This is a genomic window from Streptomyces sp. NPDC043876 (genome assembly GCF_056435825.1).
The window spans coordinates 83,836-100,703 of sequence record NZ_JBWKDV010000004.1; the positions used below are offsets into that span (position 1 = coordinate 83,836).

The following is a 16,868-nucleotide window of genomic DNA, read 5'->3' on the forward strand; positions in this document are numbered from 1 at the left end:
GCCATCTCGACCGGGCGGACGACTCTGTCTGAAATGTCGCAAGGCGACGGCTCCTGCTCCAGAGCGGGCGAGTGGCGCCGTCGAACCCGGGCATGTGTAGTTCATGGGCACACTGAAGGGTTGGGAACGGGCGATCGAGCGGGCCGAGCAGGCACTGGTGGCGAAGCTGTTCGGGAGTGATGCGATGGAGGCAGAGGTGGTCGAGGCGCTGCTGCGGACGTGCGACGAGCAGGCCGTCGTGTGCAGCTCCCAGCGCACGGTGGTGCCGAACGTGTACACCGTCGAGCTGCCTTCGCCCGTGTACGCCGAGATCGGCCCGCACCTCGCCGTCGTGGGGCAGGATCTGACCGACCGATTGGTGCGCCACGGCGAGCGCGAGGGCTACGAATGGGCCGGGCCGCTCACCGTGCGGGTCGCCGCGGCCGAACACGTCCCCAACGGCCGCTACCAGGTCCGCTGCGCCCCCATGGCCCACATCACCTCCGCACCACTGAGTGCGCCGAACGCGTAGCCCGGCTGCCTACCGCCCCCATGGGTACGCCCCGCTGGCGGACCACGGCGCTGTGTGGCGCCGAGTGGGGAAGACGGGCCCCACACCTCGGCGGCCTGGGCGGCGCCGGCCGGGCCTTCGCTCCCAGCTATGCGCGGCAGCGTCCAGGAGGAGTGGCAGCAGCTGATCGAGTCGTGTGGGCACGGACGGTGCAAAGTCGGCGCCCTGCGGCTTCGCCACCTGCCGACCACGTGCTGTCGATCCCGCTCACCGTCGCCCTCGCGCTGGGGGCCATGGAGGCGGCGTTCTACGCGATGCTCCTGCTGGGCCCCGTCCTCACCTGGAGCCTGGCCCGCTCCTTCCGCTCCACCTCCGCGTCGAAGGCGGACTGACGGCTCCTGGTCGGCTGCCTTTGACCTCACCCACCGCACCCGGGTCGCGCCGCCGACCGCGAAGGATCAGGGCGGGGTGCCGAGCCCCCGCCCCTCAGCCCGCGTGACCGCCACGCCTACGTGTGGGGCTGGCCGTAGTACCGGCCGAACCGCTCCAGGTAATTGGACTCGCCGGCCTGCTTGGCCTCGTCGTATTCCGGGGCGTCCTTGATCTGGTCCTTCGTCCGGTTGACGTAGACCTTCTCTCCGATCATGTCGATGCGCTCGATGGTCCCGGCCGGCAGCAGCACGTGCTTGCCGAAGATCCACGTCCCGGTGTCCACGACCAGGTAGGAGGCTCCGACATCCTCGGAATGCTTACTGATCTTGCCGATGCTCCCGTCGGTGGCCTCGACCTTGTAGCCGACGATGTCGGCGCCCTTCAGGTATCCCGCACTGGGGTGGTAGCCCCAGATGTTGAACTCGCTCACAGCGACGCCTTTCGGTAGTTCATGACTACCGACAACCTCACCAGATCGCACCGAACGCAAAACCCAAGCAGGAGAAAGCCACTCCGCTGCCCTGCCGCTCGCCTACTCCGTCTCCCCCGTAACGCGGACCGCCTGCTGCACCTCCTGGAAGTACACCGGATCTTTGCAGGGCGGACCGTGGGGCGTCGCGCTCGGCCCCGAGCCCCCCGGCGGCCGCAACGGTATGGGCATTCGGGCAGCGGGTGTGACCGTGCTGCGGCGGTGATTGCGCCCTATGGGTGGCTGAAATGCACTTCTAGCCGCCGGCTGTCCCGATCGGTAGCGTCGCTGCGCCATAACAAGATCGTTCTTGAGGGGGCGGAGTGCACGAGAACACGGACGCCACGGCCCTGCCGGCGCGCAGCACGCTCGCGGCGGCGGCTGGATCCACGCTGAATTCAAAGGACGCGGTCGTTGTCCGGGAGGCTCCTGGCAAAGGGTTCGGCGTCTACGCCGTCAGGGACTTCGCGGTCGGTGAGCGGGTCGTTCGCGGGGTGCCGGTTCGGACCGAGCCACATCGCACGATGCATTCCTTCCAGAAGGACTGGGAGCTTCACGTCGAACTGGACGAGGTGGCCCGCAGCATCAACCACTCCTGCGCACCCAACACCGGGGTCGTGGACAACGCCCAAGGGGGCTACGACTTCGTGGCCCTGACCGCGATCCGGGCCACCGAAGAGATCACCTGGGACTACGAGACCACCGAATACGAGAGCATCGCCGTCGGCACCTGCTTGTGCGCCAGCACGGCGTGCCGGGGCCGCACCCGCGGCTTCCGGTACCGCACCGACCCGGTGGCGTACACCGCGGCCTACCTGCGCACCAGGTAACGGCGCCACCCGCAGCTCGCGGGCCCGGGGCACAAGGGCCGGCGGCCACCGGCACGGCTCGCCGGCCCGGGCACCGCCGGGCACCCCGGGCGCCGCACACCGGTGGCGCTTGCTTCGGCAGCGCTACGCGGCTCGGTGCGCCAGCGCCCGCAGGTCGAGCTCCAAGGCTCGCGCGGTGTCCAGGTCCGGGGCGAGGGCGGCATACTCGACGGTGCCGCAGTTGAGGGTGTCGTCCGCAGTGATCACCACCCCGGTTCCGGTGGCGGGATTGAAGGCCGAGCCACTTTCGTTCAGCGCCTCCAACAGCCGGGGGACGCTGGTGACGGACAGGTCGTTGTGGGCAACCAGGACATGGTGGCGCTCCCATTGCGGACCCAGGAGTGCGGTGGCGAGGTGGTGCAGGTGGGTGCAGCCGCCCAGCCGGGCGTTGACCTCGTTGAACCACACCTGCCCGTTCGGCGCGACGATGGCGTCGATGTTGACCAATCCGCGGTAGCCGAAGGAACTCATGGCGCCGGCCAGCCGCAGCGCGTGCAGGGAAATGGTCTCGAGCACCTTGGCGGAAAGGTCCTGGGCCGGCATGACGAAGCCGTTCCAGATCGGCTCCATCAGCATCTCGCCGACGTTCAGGATGTGCGGGGCTCCCGACTGCGGTGCAGGGCAGAGTACTTCCACGCACAAGGATCGACAGTGGGGGTGGTAGGTCTCGGCGACGACCTGCCCGCGCGGGGCATGGGTGACGGCGAGACCCGTGTGGGCGAGGATCGCCTCCCGGTCCTGGGCGCTGCCCAGGGGGAGCGTGAAGGCAGCGCCGGCCGACGGAACGTTGGGGTCGGTGCGACACAGCACGTTGCCCGCGCCACCGCCCATGCGGTCGGCCTTGACGATCACCGCACCGGTCGGCGCGGCAAGCCGGTCAAGTGCGCGCTCCAGATCACCGCGGTTGGCGCACACCGCCCCGTCCGGGACGGGGACATCGAGGCCGGCCGCCAGAGCGCGGAAGACGACCTTGCTGTTGAACAGCTCCGCGCCACCGGAGGCATCGAACGCGGAGACCGCGTCCTGGGGCAGAGCGATCTCCGACGCCACGGCGGCGATTCCACGGTCCGACATGTACGCCCGGATCTCCCAGTCCTCGGGGACCGCTACGACCTTGCGCAACCGGTCCAGGAACTCGGGCCGCAGCAACGCCTCTTGGCCCAACACCCGGACGTCGCTGTCCTCGGGAGTCAACAAATCCACACGTGCCGGATCGAAGCCCATCAGCGCACCCACATGGGCGACGAAGGACGGGTCCACCGGCTGCGGCAGCACCAGGGCGTCGCCGTCGCGCAGCAGCCACACCATCCGCGCCGCGACGACCGGCGTTCCCTCCCGTTCCCGGGGATCCAGGTCCTCCAGCCGATCCACCATGTACTCGCTGTTGCAATTGCCGACCCATAACCGCCGCACACCGTCCCCCTCCGCCAGCCGCATCACCCCATCCTGTCCCGCCCGCGGCCACATGAACCCCCCTTGCGTTGCTCGTCATCCGGCGGACAGGGTGGTCCACTTCTGGTTCGAGTCGCCATGGCAGTCCCATAGTTGGAGCTGCGTTCCGTCGGTCGTGGAGTAGCCCGGGATGTCGAGGCAGCGACCGGAGACGGGGTTGCGGTAGCCACCGTTGTAGGGCTGCCAGATCTGATTCGAGCCGCCGTGGCAGGCCCAGATCTGGATCTTGGTGCCGTTGGCCGTCCCGAAGCTGGCGGCTTCGAGGCACTTGCCCATGGAGCGCAGGGTGCCGTCGGTGTAGGCGGACCAGAACTGGTTGATGCTGTTGCCGCAGCTCCAGATCTGGACGGCGGTCCCGTCGGCGGTGCCGAAGCCGCTGACATCCAGGCACTTGCCGCCCAGGCCGGACTGCACGGCTGCGGGAGCGGGGGCGGGGTTCCTCAGCCACCCGGCACTGTCCGCGGTTCGGATGCCGCGGTGGAAGGCGTCGGCCATCTTCTGGTAGCCCGCGTCGTTGGGATGCAGGGCGTCGGCAAGGTCGGCCGTGGTCAGGCTGCTCATGTCCACGTACGCCACGTGCTTGCCCGCGGACTGTGCCTCGCCCACGATCTGGGGGATGGCCTGGTTGTACGCGGCACGGTACTGCTCCTCCGCGCCGCTGGTGGACACGACCAGGGAGGCCACGAGGACGGTGGCGTCGGGGACGTCGGCGGTGATCTGGTTGACCAGCGACTTCAGCCGGGCGGGAGCGGTGGAGACCTGGTAGCTCCCGGCCAGGTCGTTGGTGCCGATCATCAGCGTCACGACGTTGGGCCGATAGCGGGTCAGCGAGGCGTCGGCGAGTTCGGCGACCTGGTGGATCCTGTATCCCTGGTGACCTTCGTTGTCGGGGTCGGACATCGAACCGGCCCGCAGCGTGCCGACGAAGTCCAGCGGATGGCCGTCCGCGGCGAGCTTGCTCCACAAGGCGTTTCGGTAGCCGTTGTCCGTACTGCTTCCCACGCCCCAGGTTATGGAGTCGCCCATCGGCATGACCCGCAAGGGTGTGCTGGAGGCGGCGGAGGCAGAGGTCGCTCCTGTCGTCGTCACCCCGAGGGTGGCAGCGACGAGCGCGAGCAGGAAGGGAACCCAAAACTTTCTCATGAAGGCGTCCTCTTCGGTGGTGGGCGCTGATTCAACGGGGCTGATCACCGTTCATGCGTTCCATCAATTCGCCGCGGGCGTGGTCCCTTCGCGTCCACCCGAAGGGAGCAGGCCCGCGTTTCCCACCGGCCGTGAAGCCAGCGGCGGTCAAGGTAACGGCCCGAGCCGGACCGGTCAGTAGCCGACCTGGAAGGTGGCGTCGGCCTTCTCCGTGGTGGTGGATATCGGGTCGATGCGCAGGACGTAGCCGGTGTGCCGGATGTAGCGCGTCGGGAAGTTGTGCGAACGGAACGACGACCAGGCGGAGTCGGCCAGTCCGGCGGTCCTGTGGAACGTGGCGTCCGCGGCGAAGGTCGCGGTGCCGTCGTTCTCTTCCAGCCGCAGGTCGTAGTTGTAGTGCCGCAGATAGCGGGTCGGGAACTTAGCCGACTGGAAGGACACACCCGCGCTGTCGGCCAGGCCGGGCACGAGCTTCCACTGGGAGTCGGTGAACGGGTCGAACGGGTAGGGGTCGATCCGGCCGACGGAGTTGGCATGACGGACGTATCGGTCGGGGTAGTTGTAGGACTTCAGCCGGTTCCAGGCGGGGCTGCCCCACTTCGCCACGAGGTTGTTGTACTCGGTCGTGGTGATCGTCGCGATGGTGCAGTGCTTGGAGTTGAGAGGCTGGGTGTACAGGCGCTGGTCGAGGGGGGACCAGGTGCCGGAGGCGAGGTCGTTGCTCTGCCAGGCGTAGTAGACGCCGTTCGGCGTGTAGGTGTCGCCCCACAGGTACCAGGATCCGGAGGTCAGGGACTTCACCAGGGTCGGCGCCTCGGTGCCGCCGTGGGCGACCGCCGTGCTGAAGGGCGTGAAGCTGCCCGGATCGAGGGTGGTCGACCGTGCGCCGACCAGGGTCTGGTCCCTCTTGTAGTAGAGGTAGTTGACGCCGTTGACGCCCACGGCCAGAGTGCCGTCGATGATGTCGTAGCCGGGATCGAAGAAGACTTGCGGGGACGACACCGTCTGGAAGTCGGTGGTGTAGTTCACCATGATCACGCCGTGGCCGCTGGCATTGACGGAGGAGTAGATGATCCCGTACTGGCCCCTGCCGGCGTCCCAGAAGGACTCGGGCGCCCAGCTGTGGGTGACCATGTCGTGCAGCTTGAGGCGCCGGTAGCCCGTGAGGCTGCGCAGGTCCGCGGAGTCCCAGACGTGGATGTACTGACTGTTGTAGCCCCAGTCGGTGCCCTTGAGGTCCGTGGCGAGTACGACGAAGGTGCCGTCCTGCTTGCGCATGATGAACGGATCACGCAGGCCGCCCGCGCCCGCGGTCGGGGTCACCACGGGGTTGTTCTGGTTGAGCGGCATCCAGCGGAGGCCGTCGGTGCTGACGGCCAGGTGCAGGCCGTAGTCGGCTTCCAGCATGGTCGCGGACTCGGTGAAGTAGCCCATGACGTACGCGGCGTCGGCGGCGTAGGCGGGCAGGGCGCCGAGCGTCAGCGTTCCGGTCAGGGCCAGCGGGACGGTGGCGGCCATACCGAGGAACAGCCGGCGCGACGGGTGCGGGCCGGGGCCGGTGGTGGCGGTCATGTGCGCTCCAGGGTGCGTGGGGGGCGGGCGGCCGTTCTCGGCGGTCACGGCATGCACCGTCGCGGTGCTGGGCGAGGCACCCCGACCGCGGAATGCAACGGGTGCCGCGGGTTGTCGCGGACGGTGCGTCCCTGCTCAGGGGGGTGCTGCCCTTCCGTGGGGCCCGCCCGTCGGGCGTGCGGGGCGGTGTAGCGGGACTGGATTGTTAGCGCTAACAATTCAGTCGGCAGAGTCAGGCGTTGAATGAAGGCGGCTTGATGGCCATCACTATGTGTCAGCCCGAGTAGTGCGTCAAGGTCACGCGCAAGGTCATCCCGCGGTCCGACCGGGAATCGCGGCCAGGCCCACCTGAACGTCTGGAGCGTCCATGTGCAGCCGGTCTTGACGGCGCATGGCCGACCCCTAGTTGTGCGGGGTCGGCCATGCGTGGCAGGGGTGGGTCAGTGCGGCGCGGTGCCGGCAGTGGCGCAGGTGGCGCCGTTGAGGGTGAAGTCGCCCGGTGTGGGGTTGGCCCCGGAGTAGGCGCCGTTGAAGCCGATCGTGGCGGAACCACCGGTGGGCAGGGACGCGTTCCAGCCGGCGTCCTTGACGGTGACCTTGGCACCGGTCTGCGCCCAAGTGCCGTTCCAGCCCTGGGTGAGCGTCTGGTTGCCGGCGAAGGTGAATCCGAGGTTCCAGCCGCTGACCGGTGCCGCCAGGTTGGTGATCTTCACGCTGGCGGTGAAGCCGGCGCCCCAGTCGTTGCCGACCTGGTAGGCGACGATGCAGCCGCTCGTCGTGGCCGGGCCGGTGGTGACCTGCAGCGGAGCCGACGGAGGTGAGCTGCGGCCCCCGGTGTCGACGGCCACCACGCGGAACGTGTAGGCGGTGGCCGGAGTCAGGCCGGTGACAGTGGCGGTGGTGGCCGGCGCGGGGACGGTGGCCAGCGGCGCCGTGGTGGCCGGGTCGCCGGCGTACACGCGGTAGTCCGCCAGGGGGGAGGTCCCGGGTGTGGCGGCCGGCCAGGTCAGCGTCACGCGGTCCGGGCCGGTCGCGGAGGCCGTGGGAGCGCCGGGCGCCGAGGGCGGGGTGGTCTGGGCCGAGCCGGCGGGAATGACGTATTCGGTGATGGAGTACGCCGGGAAGGTCGCGGTGAAGGAGCCGCCGCCCAGCGGCTGACCGGCCAGGTGCTGGATCGTGGTGGGGTCGCCCTGGCCGTAGCGGTAGACCTGCGCCGCTGCCGCGAGCGCGGCGCCACCGGTCACGGATACGGGTGCGGTCAGGTCGCCGGTGCTCTTGTTGATCACCATGACCGTGGTGGCATGGTCGCTGCTGCGCTCGGCCGCGTACACCGAGAGTTTGTCCTGGTCGGCGCTCGCGGCCTTGACGGAGGTGTCGCCGAAGGTGCCGCCCTGGCCGTCGTAATTCAGGAACATGCGGAAGGCGTACGCTCCGGGGTCGGTCGCCTTGGGCGGTGACCAGAGGGTGGCCAGGTCCAGCCCCTGACGTCCGAAGATCCCCAGCACGTCGGCCTGGGCCAGGCCGCCGTCGATGTGGTCCAGCGCGCCCCAGTTGTACTCCGAGACGGCCAGTTTCGTACCGGGGTAGTTCTGGTCGACGAGCGAGCGCATGCGGGGGACGAACTGGATCGGCTGGTTGATCCAGCTCTCGTCGACGTAGGAGGGATCCCACAACTGGCGGGTGGAGCGCAGTCGCAGGGCCTGCGTCGCCGCATCGTCCGCGCTGCCGGACACACCGGACTGCTGCGGGTAGATGTGCTCGTCGAAGTAGTCCAGGATCCGGCGCCCGTGCGCCTGCTCGTACTCCTTCATCTTCTGCAGGTACCACGGGGCGAACTGCGCGCCCCCGTGCGCGGCGGCGTCCGGCGGATTCGACCAGCAACTGCCTCCCTGCCGGCCGCACACCTGCTGGTCCAGGCCGGAGTAGATCAGCGAGTTGAAGCCCCAGCCGACCGGGCCGAGGGTCTGCGCCGCCGGGTCGGCGTCCTTGACGGCTGCGGCGACGGCGTAGGTACTGTCACGCATTTCGTCGTAACCGGCCCCGACCGGGCGGACATCGCGGTGGGTGCCGAACCACAGGTCCGGTTCGTTGTCCAGGTTGTAGAAGCGAACACCACCGCTGTTCGCGGTGCCGTGGGCACTGTCGAGGTGCTGCACCCAGCCCTTGACGAAGTCCGGGCCCGCGGGCGTGCTGGTCTCGGCCGGAGCATTGCCCGTGATCAGGGTGCCGTCGGGCTTCCTGCCGTTGCCGCAGTCGGGGCGCCACTGCGCGTCGGTCTCCTGTTGCGGACCGTACTTGGCGACGCTGAACCCGCAGCCGCTGTCGCGGCCGGCCGCCGTCCAGCCGATCAGCGGCACCGTCATCAGCGTGTCGGTGCCGGTCCTGCGGTTCTGCTCGACGAACTTGTCCGCCTGCGATCCGGCGGGCAGTGCGGCGGGGTCGTTGTCGTAGTGCAGGTCCTCGAAGTACCAGTCCGACCCGGCGTTGTAGGCGTCGAGCTTGTAGTTGTATCGGCTGGTGGCGTTGCCGCCCCAGCGGCCCATCGGCAGACGCAGTTCCTTGGCCAGGGCTTCGTCGGGGAAGTTCATGCCGTAGATGTGGGGGTCGATGGAGTGCCGCCCGCTGGTGGCGTCCACGGTGATCGCCGGGCCCGCGGTGGCAGCGGCCGCCGACATCGCTCGCCCGGGCGCGGTGCCGACGGCCTGCGCCGCTCCGGTCCCGGCCAGCAGTACCGCGACCGCCGCCAAGGCGGCCGCCTTGTGTGTCGTACGCATGGTCTCCTTCTCAGCAGCCGAGCGCGGGCGGTACGGCCCGCAACGCCTGGAGCGTGCGATCGACACGTACCACCGGCAGCGCCGCGGCCTTGGACGGGGGGACGGAAAGGACCGCGCTGAGGGAACGCCGGGAAGACCCGGTACGCAACTCGCCGCCCAGTGGGGCGAGTCATCGCGTGGGAGCGCTCCCATGCAGGAGTCTGGAGCGCCCGGACCGGGGTGTCAACACGTATGCGCGCATCGCTCTGACTACGGGTCAGGCGCTTCCGGTAGCTCTCAGGCCAGGAACCGCTCGACGGCCTGGCGGGCGCGGGCGTTCGAGGCCGCCGCTTCGGCGAGGTACCGGGCGAGGGCATCGATCCACTCGTCCATACCGACGGGCCGCCGCGAGAGCACGATGCCCCGTACCTCGTGGCGGATCTCCCCGGTCACCCGGCCACGGTCCATCCGCAGCGAGAGCCCCTGCTCCCCGAGGGCGACGTCCAGTTCGGCGACCGCGCCCTCGCGACCGGCCAGCCGTTGCGTGACGGAACGCCTGCGCTCGACCCGTACGGCGCCCGGCGGCAGCAAGTCCGCAAGGTTCGCCGCAAGCACGTTGACGTAGAGGTTCAGGTCCGCGCTGTCGCGGCGCAGCGCCGCGGCCAGCAGTTCCACTTCCCGCTCAGCCATCGAGGCCCAGCACCATGGTCGGCCGGTCGATGACGTGGTCTTCGCGCAGTGAGCGCACCGCAGTGCCTATGGCGAAGAACTCGGTGGTGTGCGATCCCCAACTGTGTGAGTGCTGCCTCAGCTGGACCGCCACGATCCCTTCGGCGTCCAGGGCTTTGCCCTCGGCCTGCATGCGGCTCATCGCCAGCTCGCGCGCGTCGTAGAGCGCCTGGGTGAACGGCTCGATCTCGACGTTGCGGCCCGTGGTGCTCAGCGCTTGGGCGAAGCGCTGGTGCGCGATGTGGTAGACGCACGAGCCCATGACCATGTCCAAGGGCGCGTATCCGGCCCGGATCAGCGTCCAGAAGTCCTGGCCGGAGAGGTCCGAGGTGAACGGCTTGCCCTTGTTGTTGAGCCAGGTGCCGCCCGGCCCCGGGTCCGCGCCGTCCGCCTTGACGGCCGTGCCGACCGCGATGAACTCGGCGATGTCCGAGCCGAACTCCTTGAACCGGATGTCCAGTCGCACTCCCACGACCCCGTCCGCCCCCAGAGCGCTCGCTTCGGCTTCCATCCGGCTCATCGCCAGATCGCGCGCGTGGTACATGGCCTGGGACAGTTTGGTCAGTTCCTGGTTCTTCGACCACCTGCCGAGTTGCAGGCCCACGTGGTAGACCGAGGAGCCGAGGACCAGGCCGCGCGGGCGGAAGCCGGCTTCGCGCACCAGTAGGAACTCGTTCACCGTCAGGTCAGAGGTGAAGAACGAGTCCTTCTCGCCGGGCTGCAGCTGTGCGAGCCGCCGCATCGCCCCCTCGGGTATTCCCTCTGCGGCCGGCTGTGCGGCAGCACCGACCGGTTCCCGCCCCGTTGTCTCGGTCATGTCAGCCCTCGCGCTCCAGTCTCATGATGGTCAGTGGTCTCGGCCCGGCAGGCCGCCCGGAGCGGCTGAACCGGGCGATGGCGGTGCCGACGAAGACCGCCTCCGCGCTGAAGTCGCGCGCGTACCCGAAGCTGGGGCATTCGCTCTCGTGCACCTGCAACTCCACGTCGTCCAGCACCACCCCGTCGGCGCCGTGCTTCGCGGCGTGCACGGTCAGCTGTCGCCGGGCGTCACTGCGCACGTGGTGGACCAGCTGGGTGTAGCCGTCGACCTCCTGGTTCCCGGCGGTCCAACCGGTCCGGCGGGAGGTGCGCCAGTCGTCGTGGCGGGCTTCGAGGGCGATGCCGAAGGCGAGTCCGGTGGGAACCCACCCGGCGGACAGGAGCTTGGCGAAGTCCTGGCCGCTGACGTGCGAGGTGAAGGGCACGCTCGGCCGGACGCGTGAAGAGGCCCGCACCGCGGTGCCCAGCGCGGTGAACTCCACTGCCCCCGGCGAGGACTCGACCGCACGGACCCGCAGCTCCACCCCGACGATCCCGTCACCGTCGAGCGCACCGCACTGGGCCACCGCGCGGGCCAGCGCCAGCCTGCGCGCCTCGTACATCGTCTTCACCAACGGCGAGAAGGACGAGGTCCACGCCGAGGACGGCACCTTCTTGCCGCCCGTGACCGACCATGCGCCTGGGCAGCCCCCGAGGCCGGTGTAGCCGATGGTGAAGACGGCCGTACCGAGCACCTGCCCGACCGGCTCGAACCCCACGCCCTGGACCGCCGCGAACTCCTCGACCGACAGAGCCGAGTCCCAGCTACCGCCGGCCCAGGGCCTGCCCGTGCGACCCGCAGCGCTGCCGGGCGGGCCGGCGTCTCGTTCGTGTGTCATCCGCTCCTGTGCCATCGGGCTCCGGGCCGACCGCACGGATCGCGTCGCCCTCATCTGGAGCGTACGTCATCGACCGGACGAGCGAGACGGCGATCCCCGGACGCCAACCAGTCGTCCGCTCAGGGCCCTTGGTCACCACCCACACCTCCGCATCGATGGCGGTGGGTCACGGGGTTCCGTTGGCTCCGCTGGCGCAGGGGCTGCCCAAGCCGACGATCCCGCCCGCCCCTCCGGTTCCGCCGTGGAAGAGGAGGCCGCCGGTGGCGTTGCCGCCGGCGCCGCCGATACCGCACGCTCCGTCGGTGCCGGCACCCGACTTGGTGCCGCCGTTGCCACCGCCACCGCCGTTGCCACCGGAGTTGAGGACGCCTCCGGAACTCAGGCCCCCCGCACCGCCGATGCCTGCGGCACCACCCGGGTAGGCGCCACCGGAGCTGCCATTGCCACCGTTGCCGGCCTTGCCGCCCTTACCGCCGTTCCCGGCGCTGTTGATGCCGCCCGCGCCGCCGTTCCCGCCCGCGCCACCGCCGTGGCCGGTGCCGCCGCTGCCCGCGTTGCCACCCGCGCCGCCGTTGGATCCCCCGGCGCCGCCGAGACCGCCGCGGCCACCTGCGCCTGCGTCGGCGCCGGAGTTGCCGCCGGAGCCGCCGGCGCCGCCCGCACCCCCGTGGGTACCCGGACCGCCCGCGCCGCCCGCACCGCCCGCGCCGGTCAGTCCGCCGGCCGCGCCGGTGCCGCCGTTGCCGCCTGCCGCGCCGTTGGGGCCGGCGTCGCCACCGAGAGCACCCGCTCCGCCGGATCCGCCGCCGAGGCCGGTGCCGCCGTTGCCGCCCGCCCCGCCGACGCCGCCCAGGACACCGTTGCCGCCGGGGCCGCCCGCACCGCCGGCGCAGTCCCCGGTTCCGGTCGCGGGGCCACCCGCGGTGCCGGGGAATCCGCTGGGGTGGGAGGGGTTGCCATGGGCGCCTGCGACGCCCGCGGTGCCTGCGGTGCAGGCGAGGGCGGAGGCTGCGGCGGGAGAACCCAGGAAGAGTGCTGCGCCGGCGAAGAACGTGGGCAGGGCGAGGAGAGCGGCGGTCTGGTTCCTGTGCATGACGGGGTTTCCTCAGACTCGGGTGAAGCGCGGGTGAGTGCGGATCACTGCGGCAGGCCGGTGCCACCTCGCCCCTGCAGACGCTGTAGGGGCGAGGTGGCACCGGGCGATGCTCGTTGTGCTACGGGAGCCGGCTCGGCAACCGCTGCGGGGGGTCAGCAGGGAAGGGTGGAGTTCCCTGCGGCGCCGGTCGCACCGGTGGTGCCGTCCGCAGTGGACGTGGCGGCAGTGCCGTTGCCTCCGGGCTTGCCGGGACACACGGGACTTGCCGCGCCACCCGCACCGCCGGTACCGCCCTTGTGTCCGCCACCGACCGTGGACGCACCGCCGTTGCCGCCCTTGCCGCCGCCGATGCCGACACCCGCGTTGCCGACGCCGCCCACACCGCCCTTGCCCCCGGTGCCACCCAGCGCGGCGCCACCCCCGGAACCACCGCTACCGCCGTTGCCGTTGGCGCCCCCGGCGCCGCCGGCACCGCCCGCGCCACCGACGCTGGCGCTGCCGCTCGCGTTGCCGCCGATACCCCCGTTGCCGCCGTTTCCGTTGGCACCGGCCGCACCACCGGTACCGCCCAGGCCGCCGATCCCACCACCGGTGCCGATGCCGTTGGCCCCGTTACTCCCAGGAAGCCCCAGCAGACCGAACCCACTTGCAGCCCGGGCACTGCCCAACTCGGCACGGGCCGACGCGGAGGCCAAGGCCGGGGCGGCGGTGAGGCCGGCCACGGCGATCACGGAGATCAGGAAGGTCCGGGAGAGAGTGGTGGTGCGCATGAAGCGCATGAGGAAGCCTCTCGAAGTGCGCGACCGCAGATGCTCCACGGCCGACACCCTGAACCTACGCAAGAACACACCACCCCAAACTTCACACAATGATCCAATAGCTCAAAACAGACCTTCTGGGCAAAATTTGGCCTTAACGCCCTCTGTCCGAGGCCGCCCGGGTCGTGAGCCGGGCGACCGCCGTGTCGTACCGTGCCTGAAGTCCCGCATCGGCCGATGCCCGCAGCAGCGCGCCGAGCGCGCGTACGGCGAAGTCGTCATAGCCGCAGGATTCCGCTTCCCGCGCCGCCAGGTCGAGTTGCCCGAGGCCCGCGGCCTCGTCCCCGAGCCCCAGCAGCGCCTCTCCCCGTACCGTGAGGAGCAGGATGCGCGGCACGTCGGCCGCGTCCGAGCGGTCGTCGAAGGCCAGCGCCTCGGTCGCGGTGTCGAGCGCCTGGCGCCACTTCCCGGCGTCGGCCCGGTGGCGGGCCAGGTACTGCATGGCCGGTCTCTCGATGGTCCGGTCACCGGCCTTGCGCGCCGGCTCCACCGCCCGCTCGCATCCTTGCGCGGCCCCGTCCAGGCTGCCGCGTGCGGCTTGCGCGACGGCCAGGACGACCAGGGCGTTCGCCTCGGCCACCGCGTCACCCGCCCGGGAGGCCAGCGTCGAGGCGGCCTCCAGGTGGGTGAGCGCCTCGGGGACGCGTCCTTCCTCGGTCAGCACCCGGCCGAGCACGTTCAGCACCCGTGCCTCGCCGTACTGGTCGCCGGCGGACCGGGCGGCTTCGAGCGCGGTCTCCAGGAGCGGGGCCCAGCCGTCCCGGACGCGCCATACGATCAGCGGCCACATCGTCAGGACGATCCGCCAGGTCCGCTCGTGCAGTCCGGCGGCGTGTGCCGCGGCCACCGCCTGTGCGAGGTCGTCCCGCTCGGCCGCGTACCAGCCCACGGCGGCGGACCGGTCGCCGAATTCCCGGACGGCGGCAGGCGGCAGGTAGTCCGCCGGCAGCGGGAAGCAGTCCTCGTTGCCGGGCTCGGCCGCCGCCACGGCCGCGATGCCCGTGGCGAGGTAGGGGTCGAGGACGCGCCCCAGTGCCTCGGGGCCGCCCTCCAGGCTGCGTGCGGTCTTCGGGGCGGGTCTGGGGGACGGGCAGCCGACCCCGTATCCGGCGAACCGGCTGGACGCGGCGCGCGAGGTGGTCCGGCGCGAGCCCGGCGGACCGGAGGCTGTCGTCCGGTCGTGCGTCACAGCCCGTGCGGTCGGTCATCTGCGATGTTCCCGGGCGCTCGGCTCCCGGACATCACCGCAGACCGGTCACCCCGCGGCCGGGTTACGAGGCCGGTCGCGCTGAGCGCGCCAGGCGGCGAGTGCTTCGGCACGGCTTCCGGCCGGATGCTCGGCATACCAGTCACGCAGAAACCGGTTGAGCTCGAACTGCGAGCCGATCTCCTGGGGCTGGGCAGCGGCTTGGCGCGTGGCGTGCCAATGATCGATGGCATCGGCCAGGGTGCGCCCTGCACCTTCGGCTACGAATGTCCGCATGTAGGCGTCGAAGTGGAAACCAGCTCCGATCTCGCGGCGGAAGTACTCGCGGAGCACCTGACTGCACCGCTGCCCCTCGGGAATCACGGTGAGCCCGTCCACTGGCGCGGCGAGCCGGCGGCCGGCCTTGCGCGGCCGGGGCGGCGCGGGAAGCGGGGCGACGCCGTCCAATGCGGCCCGTAGCCGCTCTGTCAGTGCCGCCTTCCCACCGCCCCGCGGCACCCCGAGTTCGCGGGCAAGCAGGGTCAGCTCGGCCAGCGTCCAGTACCAGCGGGACAACTCGTCCCCGCTCAACGCCGCACTCAGCGCTGGTCGTGCCTCGGCATCCACATTCGAACTCACGTCCCCATGATAGGAGGGGTGATCCACCTGGCGTCTGACGAGACGAATCGGGGGCCAACCACGAAACGGCGAGAATCTGGCGGCTCAGATGAGAGCAAGTGGCGACGCCCACCGCCACCGGCGCGATGAGAACAAGGGCCCCGGGACGGGGGGTGTGTCCCGGGGCCGGTCGCGGCACCGCAGGGGGAGCGGTTGTGCATCTGCCGCGACGATATGGATAAACGATTCAGCAGGCGCTCGGTTACGGCCGCACCGCCTTCGCACGCGCGCGGTCGCGGGCCTGCGCCACGCGTCACGCCCCGCGCCGGGAGTTCGGGCGGCCTGGCCGGGGGGTGGGACCGGGCGGGTAGCGCCAGAGTTGCGGGCCGCTTGGCGCGCCGGGCCCGCGACTGTGACGCCTACGGCTCCGGTTCCAGGGCCACGCCCACCTTGTGACCGCCCAGTCGTCCCTGCCCAGGGCCCGCCGTCCGGAGGCCGGCAGCGGGTTGCGTGCCCGCAGCTCGGGTGGGGGCGCCGCCGGTGAGAGCGGTGAGCGCCCGGGCCAGATGCTCCGGAGCCCGGACTGCCGCGATATCCGTGCGCTCGCCCAGCGAACGGGCCTGCCGCGTGATCGCCGCGAACACCTCCGTACCGCAGGGTGGAGATCGCTTGGGAACCACCTCCTCCAGGGGTTGGGGGCGTGTCAGTGGGGTGCGGGAGGATCGCCTCATGGACGGAATCACCTGGCTCGCGGAGCCACGGAGCATTGCCTTCGGCGGCTACAGCGTGACGCTGGCCCGAGGCCTGGGGGTGGAGGCGCTGGCAGCACGGATCGCGGGGTTGTCCCAGTGGTCTCAGCGGACGGCGCACCCCGTCGGGGAACTGACCGGGGACGGGCTGGACGAGGTGCTGGAATCGGAGTGCGGGGACGTCTGGGACGGCATCGGGCTGCGGCTGGGGGTGAGCGGCGGGTGGTCCTTCGCGGTGGCGTACGGGGGCTGGTTCGGGGAGTTCCGGGACGATCCGGCGATCTCCGAGGACGGGGCCGAAGTCTTCCTCATCGAGTACGAGGAGGAGAACGGCAAGCCGGTGCCGCCCACCTTCCGCTACCACCGGGACGGCCGGACGGTGTGCTCGTTCAATCTCCACTTGGACGACTCCTGGGGCAACGGCAAGGTCGCCGGAGACCCCGAAGTCAGAGGCGAGCTGGAGAAGTTGCTGCGCGCAGAAGGCCTGCCGGACGAGGAGCGGGCGGATCGCGAGGTGCACCGGACGGTCCTGGGCGTGCTGGAGCGGTACTTCGGTCTGACACTCCCCCGGGCCCTGGTGCTTGAGGCCCCGTTGCCGGCGGTCCTGCTCGCCGATCGCAGTTGCCTCTTCGACGGGTTGGGCTGCTGATCGGACGCCTCCCTCCGGTCGGTGATCCGAGATCGCTGCGGAACCGCCGAGGATTCTTGTAGTAGATCTTGACACTCACTCAGACCCTTGGTTTCCTGCTCCAACGCCGTTGCGCGAGCCGCGAATTGTTAGCGCTAACAATACTC

At 70.6% G+C, this 16,868-nt stretch carries 16 protein-coding genes; 4 read left to right on the forward strand and 12 right to left on the reverse strand.

Annotation, left to right across the window (positions count from 1 at the left end; translation table 11 throughout):
- Nucleotides 1-103: 103 nt before the first annotated feature.
- Together AC0693_RS14125 and AC0693_RS14130 are read left to right on the forward strand one after the other, a co-directional pair.
- Nucleotides 104-511 carry a DUF3662 domain-containing protein gene (locus AC0693_RS14125; RefSeq protein ID WP_469319362.1) on the forward strand — a complete coding sequence of 136 codons (408 nt, stop codon included), beginning with the start codon at nt 104-106 and terminating at the stop codon, nt 509-511.
- 230 nt (nt 512-741) lie between these two features.
- A complete protein-coding gene (locus AC0693_RS14130; RefSeq protein WP_469319363.1) occupies nt 742-882 on the forward strand; it encodes a hypothetical protein in 141 nt (46 codons plus the stop codon).
- Between the two features lie 116 nt (nt 883-998).
- On the opposite strand, the gene AC0693_RS14135 is transcribed toward AC0693_RS14130, so the two are convergent.
- Complete coding sequence (locus AC0693_RS14135; RefSeq protein WP_478801916.1) at nt 999-1,352, reverse strand: PRC-barrel domain-containing protein; 354 nt, start codon at nt 1,350-1,352, stop codon at nt 999-1,001.
- A gap of 362 nt (nt 1,353-1,714) precedes the next feature.
- On the opposite strand from AC0693_RS14135, the gene AC0693_RS14140 reads away from it, so the two are divergent.
- The gene (locus AC0693_RS14140) at nt 1,715-2,221 is read left to right on the forward strand and encodes an SET domain-containing protein (RefSeq protein WP_478801917.1); all 507 of its coding nucleotides are present in this window, start codon (nt 1,715-1,717) and stop codon (nt 2,219-2,221) included.
- Nucleotides 2,222-2,344: 123 nt separating this feature from the next.
- On the opposite strand, the gene AC0693_RS14145 is transcribed toward AC0693_RS14140, so the two are convergent.
- The 11 genes from AC0693_RS14145 to AC0693_RS14195 all read right to left on the reverse strand — a co-directional run bounded on the left by AC0693_RS14145 (nt 2,345) and on the right by AC0693_RS14195 (nt 15,345).
- The gene (locus tag AC0693_RS14145) at nt 2,345-3,697 is read right to left on the reverse strand and encodes a preATP grasp domain-containing protein (RefSeq protein ID WP_478801918.1); all 1,353 of its coding nucleotides are present in this window, start codon (nt 3,695-3,697) and stop codon (nt 2,345-2,347) included.
- 51 nt (nt 3,698-3,748) lie between these two features.
- Nucleotides 3,749-4,855, reverse strand: coding sequence for a ricin-type beta-trefoil lectin domain protein (locus AC0693_RS14150; RefSeq protein ID WP_478801919.1), 1,107 nt, complete (start codon nt 4,853-4,855; stop codon nt 3,749-3,751).
- 174 nt (nt 4,856-5,029) lie between these two features.
- Nucleotides 5,030-6,427, reverse strand: coding sequence for a glycoside hydrolase family 43 protein (locus AC0693_RS14155; RefSeq protein ID WP_469320793.1), 1,398 nt, complete (start codon nt 6,425-6,427; stop codon nt 5,030-5,032).
- A 440-nt stretch (nt 6,428-6,867) separates the two neighbouring features.
- Complete coding sequence (locus AC0693_RS14160; RefSeq protein ID WP_478801920.1) at nt 6,868-9,201, reverse strand: glycoside hydrolase family 44 protein; 2,334 nt, start codon at nt 9,199-9,201, stop codon at nt 6,868-6,870.
- Nucleotides 9,202-9,477: 276 nt separating this feature from the next.
- A complete protein-coding gene (locus AC0693_RS14165) occupies nt 9,478-9,870 on the reverse strand; it encodes a hypothetical protein (RefSeq protein WP_478801921.1) in 393 nt (130 codons plus the stop codon).
- Nucleotides 9,863-10,726: a heavy metal-binding domain-containing protein gene (locus AC0693_RS14170; protein WP_478801922.1), complete on the reverse strand. Its 864-nt coding sequence runs from the start codon at nt 10,724-10,726 to the stop codon at nt 9,863-9,865. Before AC0693_RS14170 ends, AC0693_RS14165 begins: the two co-directional genes overlap by 8 nt.
- A 1-nt stretch (nt 10,727) precedes the next feature.
- On the reverse strand, nt 10,728-11,606 hold the full coding sequence (locus AC0693_RS14175; RefSeq protein ID WP_478801923.1) for a heavy metal-binding domain-containing protein: 879 nt from the start codon (nt 11,604-11,606) through the stop codon (nt 10,728-10,730).
- Nucleotides 11,607-11,772: 166 nt separating this feature from the next.
- Nucleotides 11,773-12,699, reverse strand: coding sequence for a hypothetical protein (locus AC0693_RS14180; protein ID WP_478738545.1), 927 nt, complete (start codon nt 12,697-12,699; stop codon nt 11,773-11,775).
- 155 nt (nt 12,700-12,854) lie between these two features.
- Nucleotides 12,855-13,472 (reverse strand): hypothetical protein, encoded by a 618-nt coding sequence (locus AC0693_RS14185; RefSeq protein ID WP_478801924.1) that lies wholly within the window; start codon nt 13,470-13,472, stop codon nt 12,855-12,857.
- Nucleotides 13,473-13,614: 142 nt separating this feature from the next.
- Nucleotides 13,615-14,709 carry a hypothetical protein gene (locus tag AC0693_RS14190; protein WP_478801925.1) on the reverse strand — a complete coding sequence of 365 codons (1,095 nt, stop codon included), beginning with the start codon at nt 14,707-14,709 and terminating at the stop codon, nt 13,615-13,617.
- A gap of 66 nt (nt 14,710-14,775) precedes the next feature.
- Nucleotides 14,776-15,345, reverse strand: coding sequence for a DUF6434 domain-containing protein (locus tag AC0693_RS14195; protein ID WP_478801926.1), 570 nt, complete (start codon nt 15,343-15,345; stop codon nt 14,776-14,778).
- Nucleotides 15,346-16,053: 708 nt separating this feature from the next.
- On the opposite strand from AC0693_RS14195, the gene AC0693_RS14200 reads away from it, so the two are divergent.
- Complete coding sequence (locus AC0693_RS14200; RefSeq protein ID WP_478801927.1) at nt 16,054-16,722, forward strand: hypothetical protein; 669 nt, start codon at nt 16,054-16,056, stop codon at nt 16,720-16,722.
- Nucleotides 16,723-16,868: the final 146 nt, after the last annotated feature.

Coding starts and splice junctions, on each gene's coding strand:
- AC0693_RS14125 (WP_469319362.1), top strand. CDS start 104: ATGGGCACACTGAAGGGTTGGGAACGGGCGATCGAGCGGGCCGAGCAG.
- AC0693_RS14145 (WP_478801918.1), bottom strand. CDS start 3,697: ATGCGGCTGGCGGAGGGGGACGGTGTGCGGCGGTTATGGGTCGGCAAT.
- AC0693_RS14150 (WP_478801919.1), bottom strand. CDS start 4,855: ATGAGAAAGTTTTGGGTTCCCTTCCTGCTCGCGCTCGTCGCTGCCACC.
- AC0693_RS14155 (WP_469320793.1), bottom strand. CDS start 6,427: ATGACCGCCACCACCGGCCCCGGCCCGCACCCGTCGCGCCGGCTGTTC.
- AC0693_RS14160 (WP_478801920.1), bottom strand. CDS start 9,201: ATGCGTACGACACACAAGGCGGCCGCCTTGGCGGCGGTCGCGGTACTG.
- AC0693_RS14165 (WP_478801921.1), bottom strand. CDS start 9,870: ATGGCTGAGCGGGAAGTGGAACTGCTGGCCGCGGCGCTGCGCCGCGAC.
- AC0693_RS14170 (WP_478801922.1), bottom strand. CDS start 10,726: ATGACCGAGACAACGGGGCGGGAACCGGTCGGTGCTGCCGCACAGCCG.
- AC0693_RS14175 (WP_478801923.1), bottom strand. CDS start 11,606: ATGACACACGAACGAGACGCCGGCCCGCCCGGCAGCGCTGCGGGTCGC.
- AC0693_RS14180 (WP_478738545.1), bottom strand. CDS start 12,699: ATGCACAGGAACCAGACCGCCGCTCTCCTCGCCCTGCCCACGTTCTTC.
- AC0693_RS14185 (WP_478801924.1), bottom strand. CDS start 13,472: ATGCGCACCACCACTCTCTCCCGGACCTTCCTGATCTCCGTGATCGCC.
- AC0693_RS14200 (WP_478801927.1), top strand. CDS start 16,054: ATGGACGGAATCACCTGGCTCGCGGAGCCACGGAGCATTGCCTTCGGC.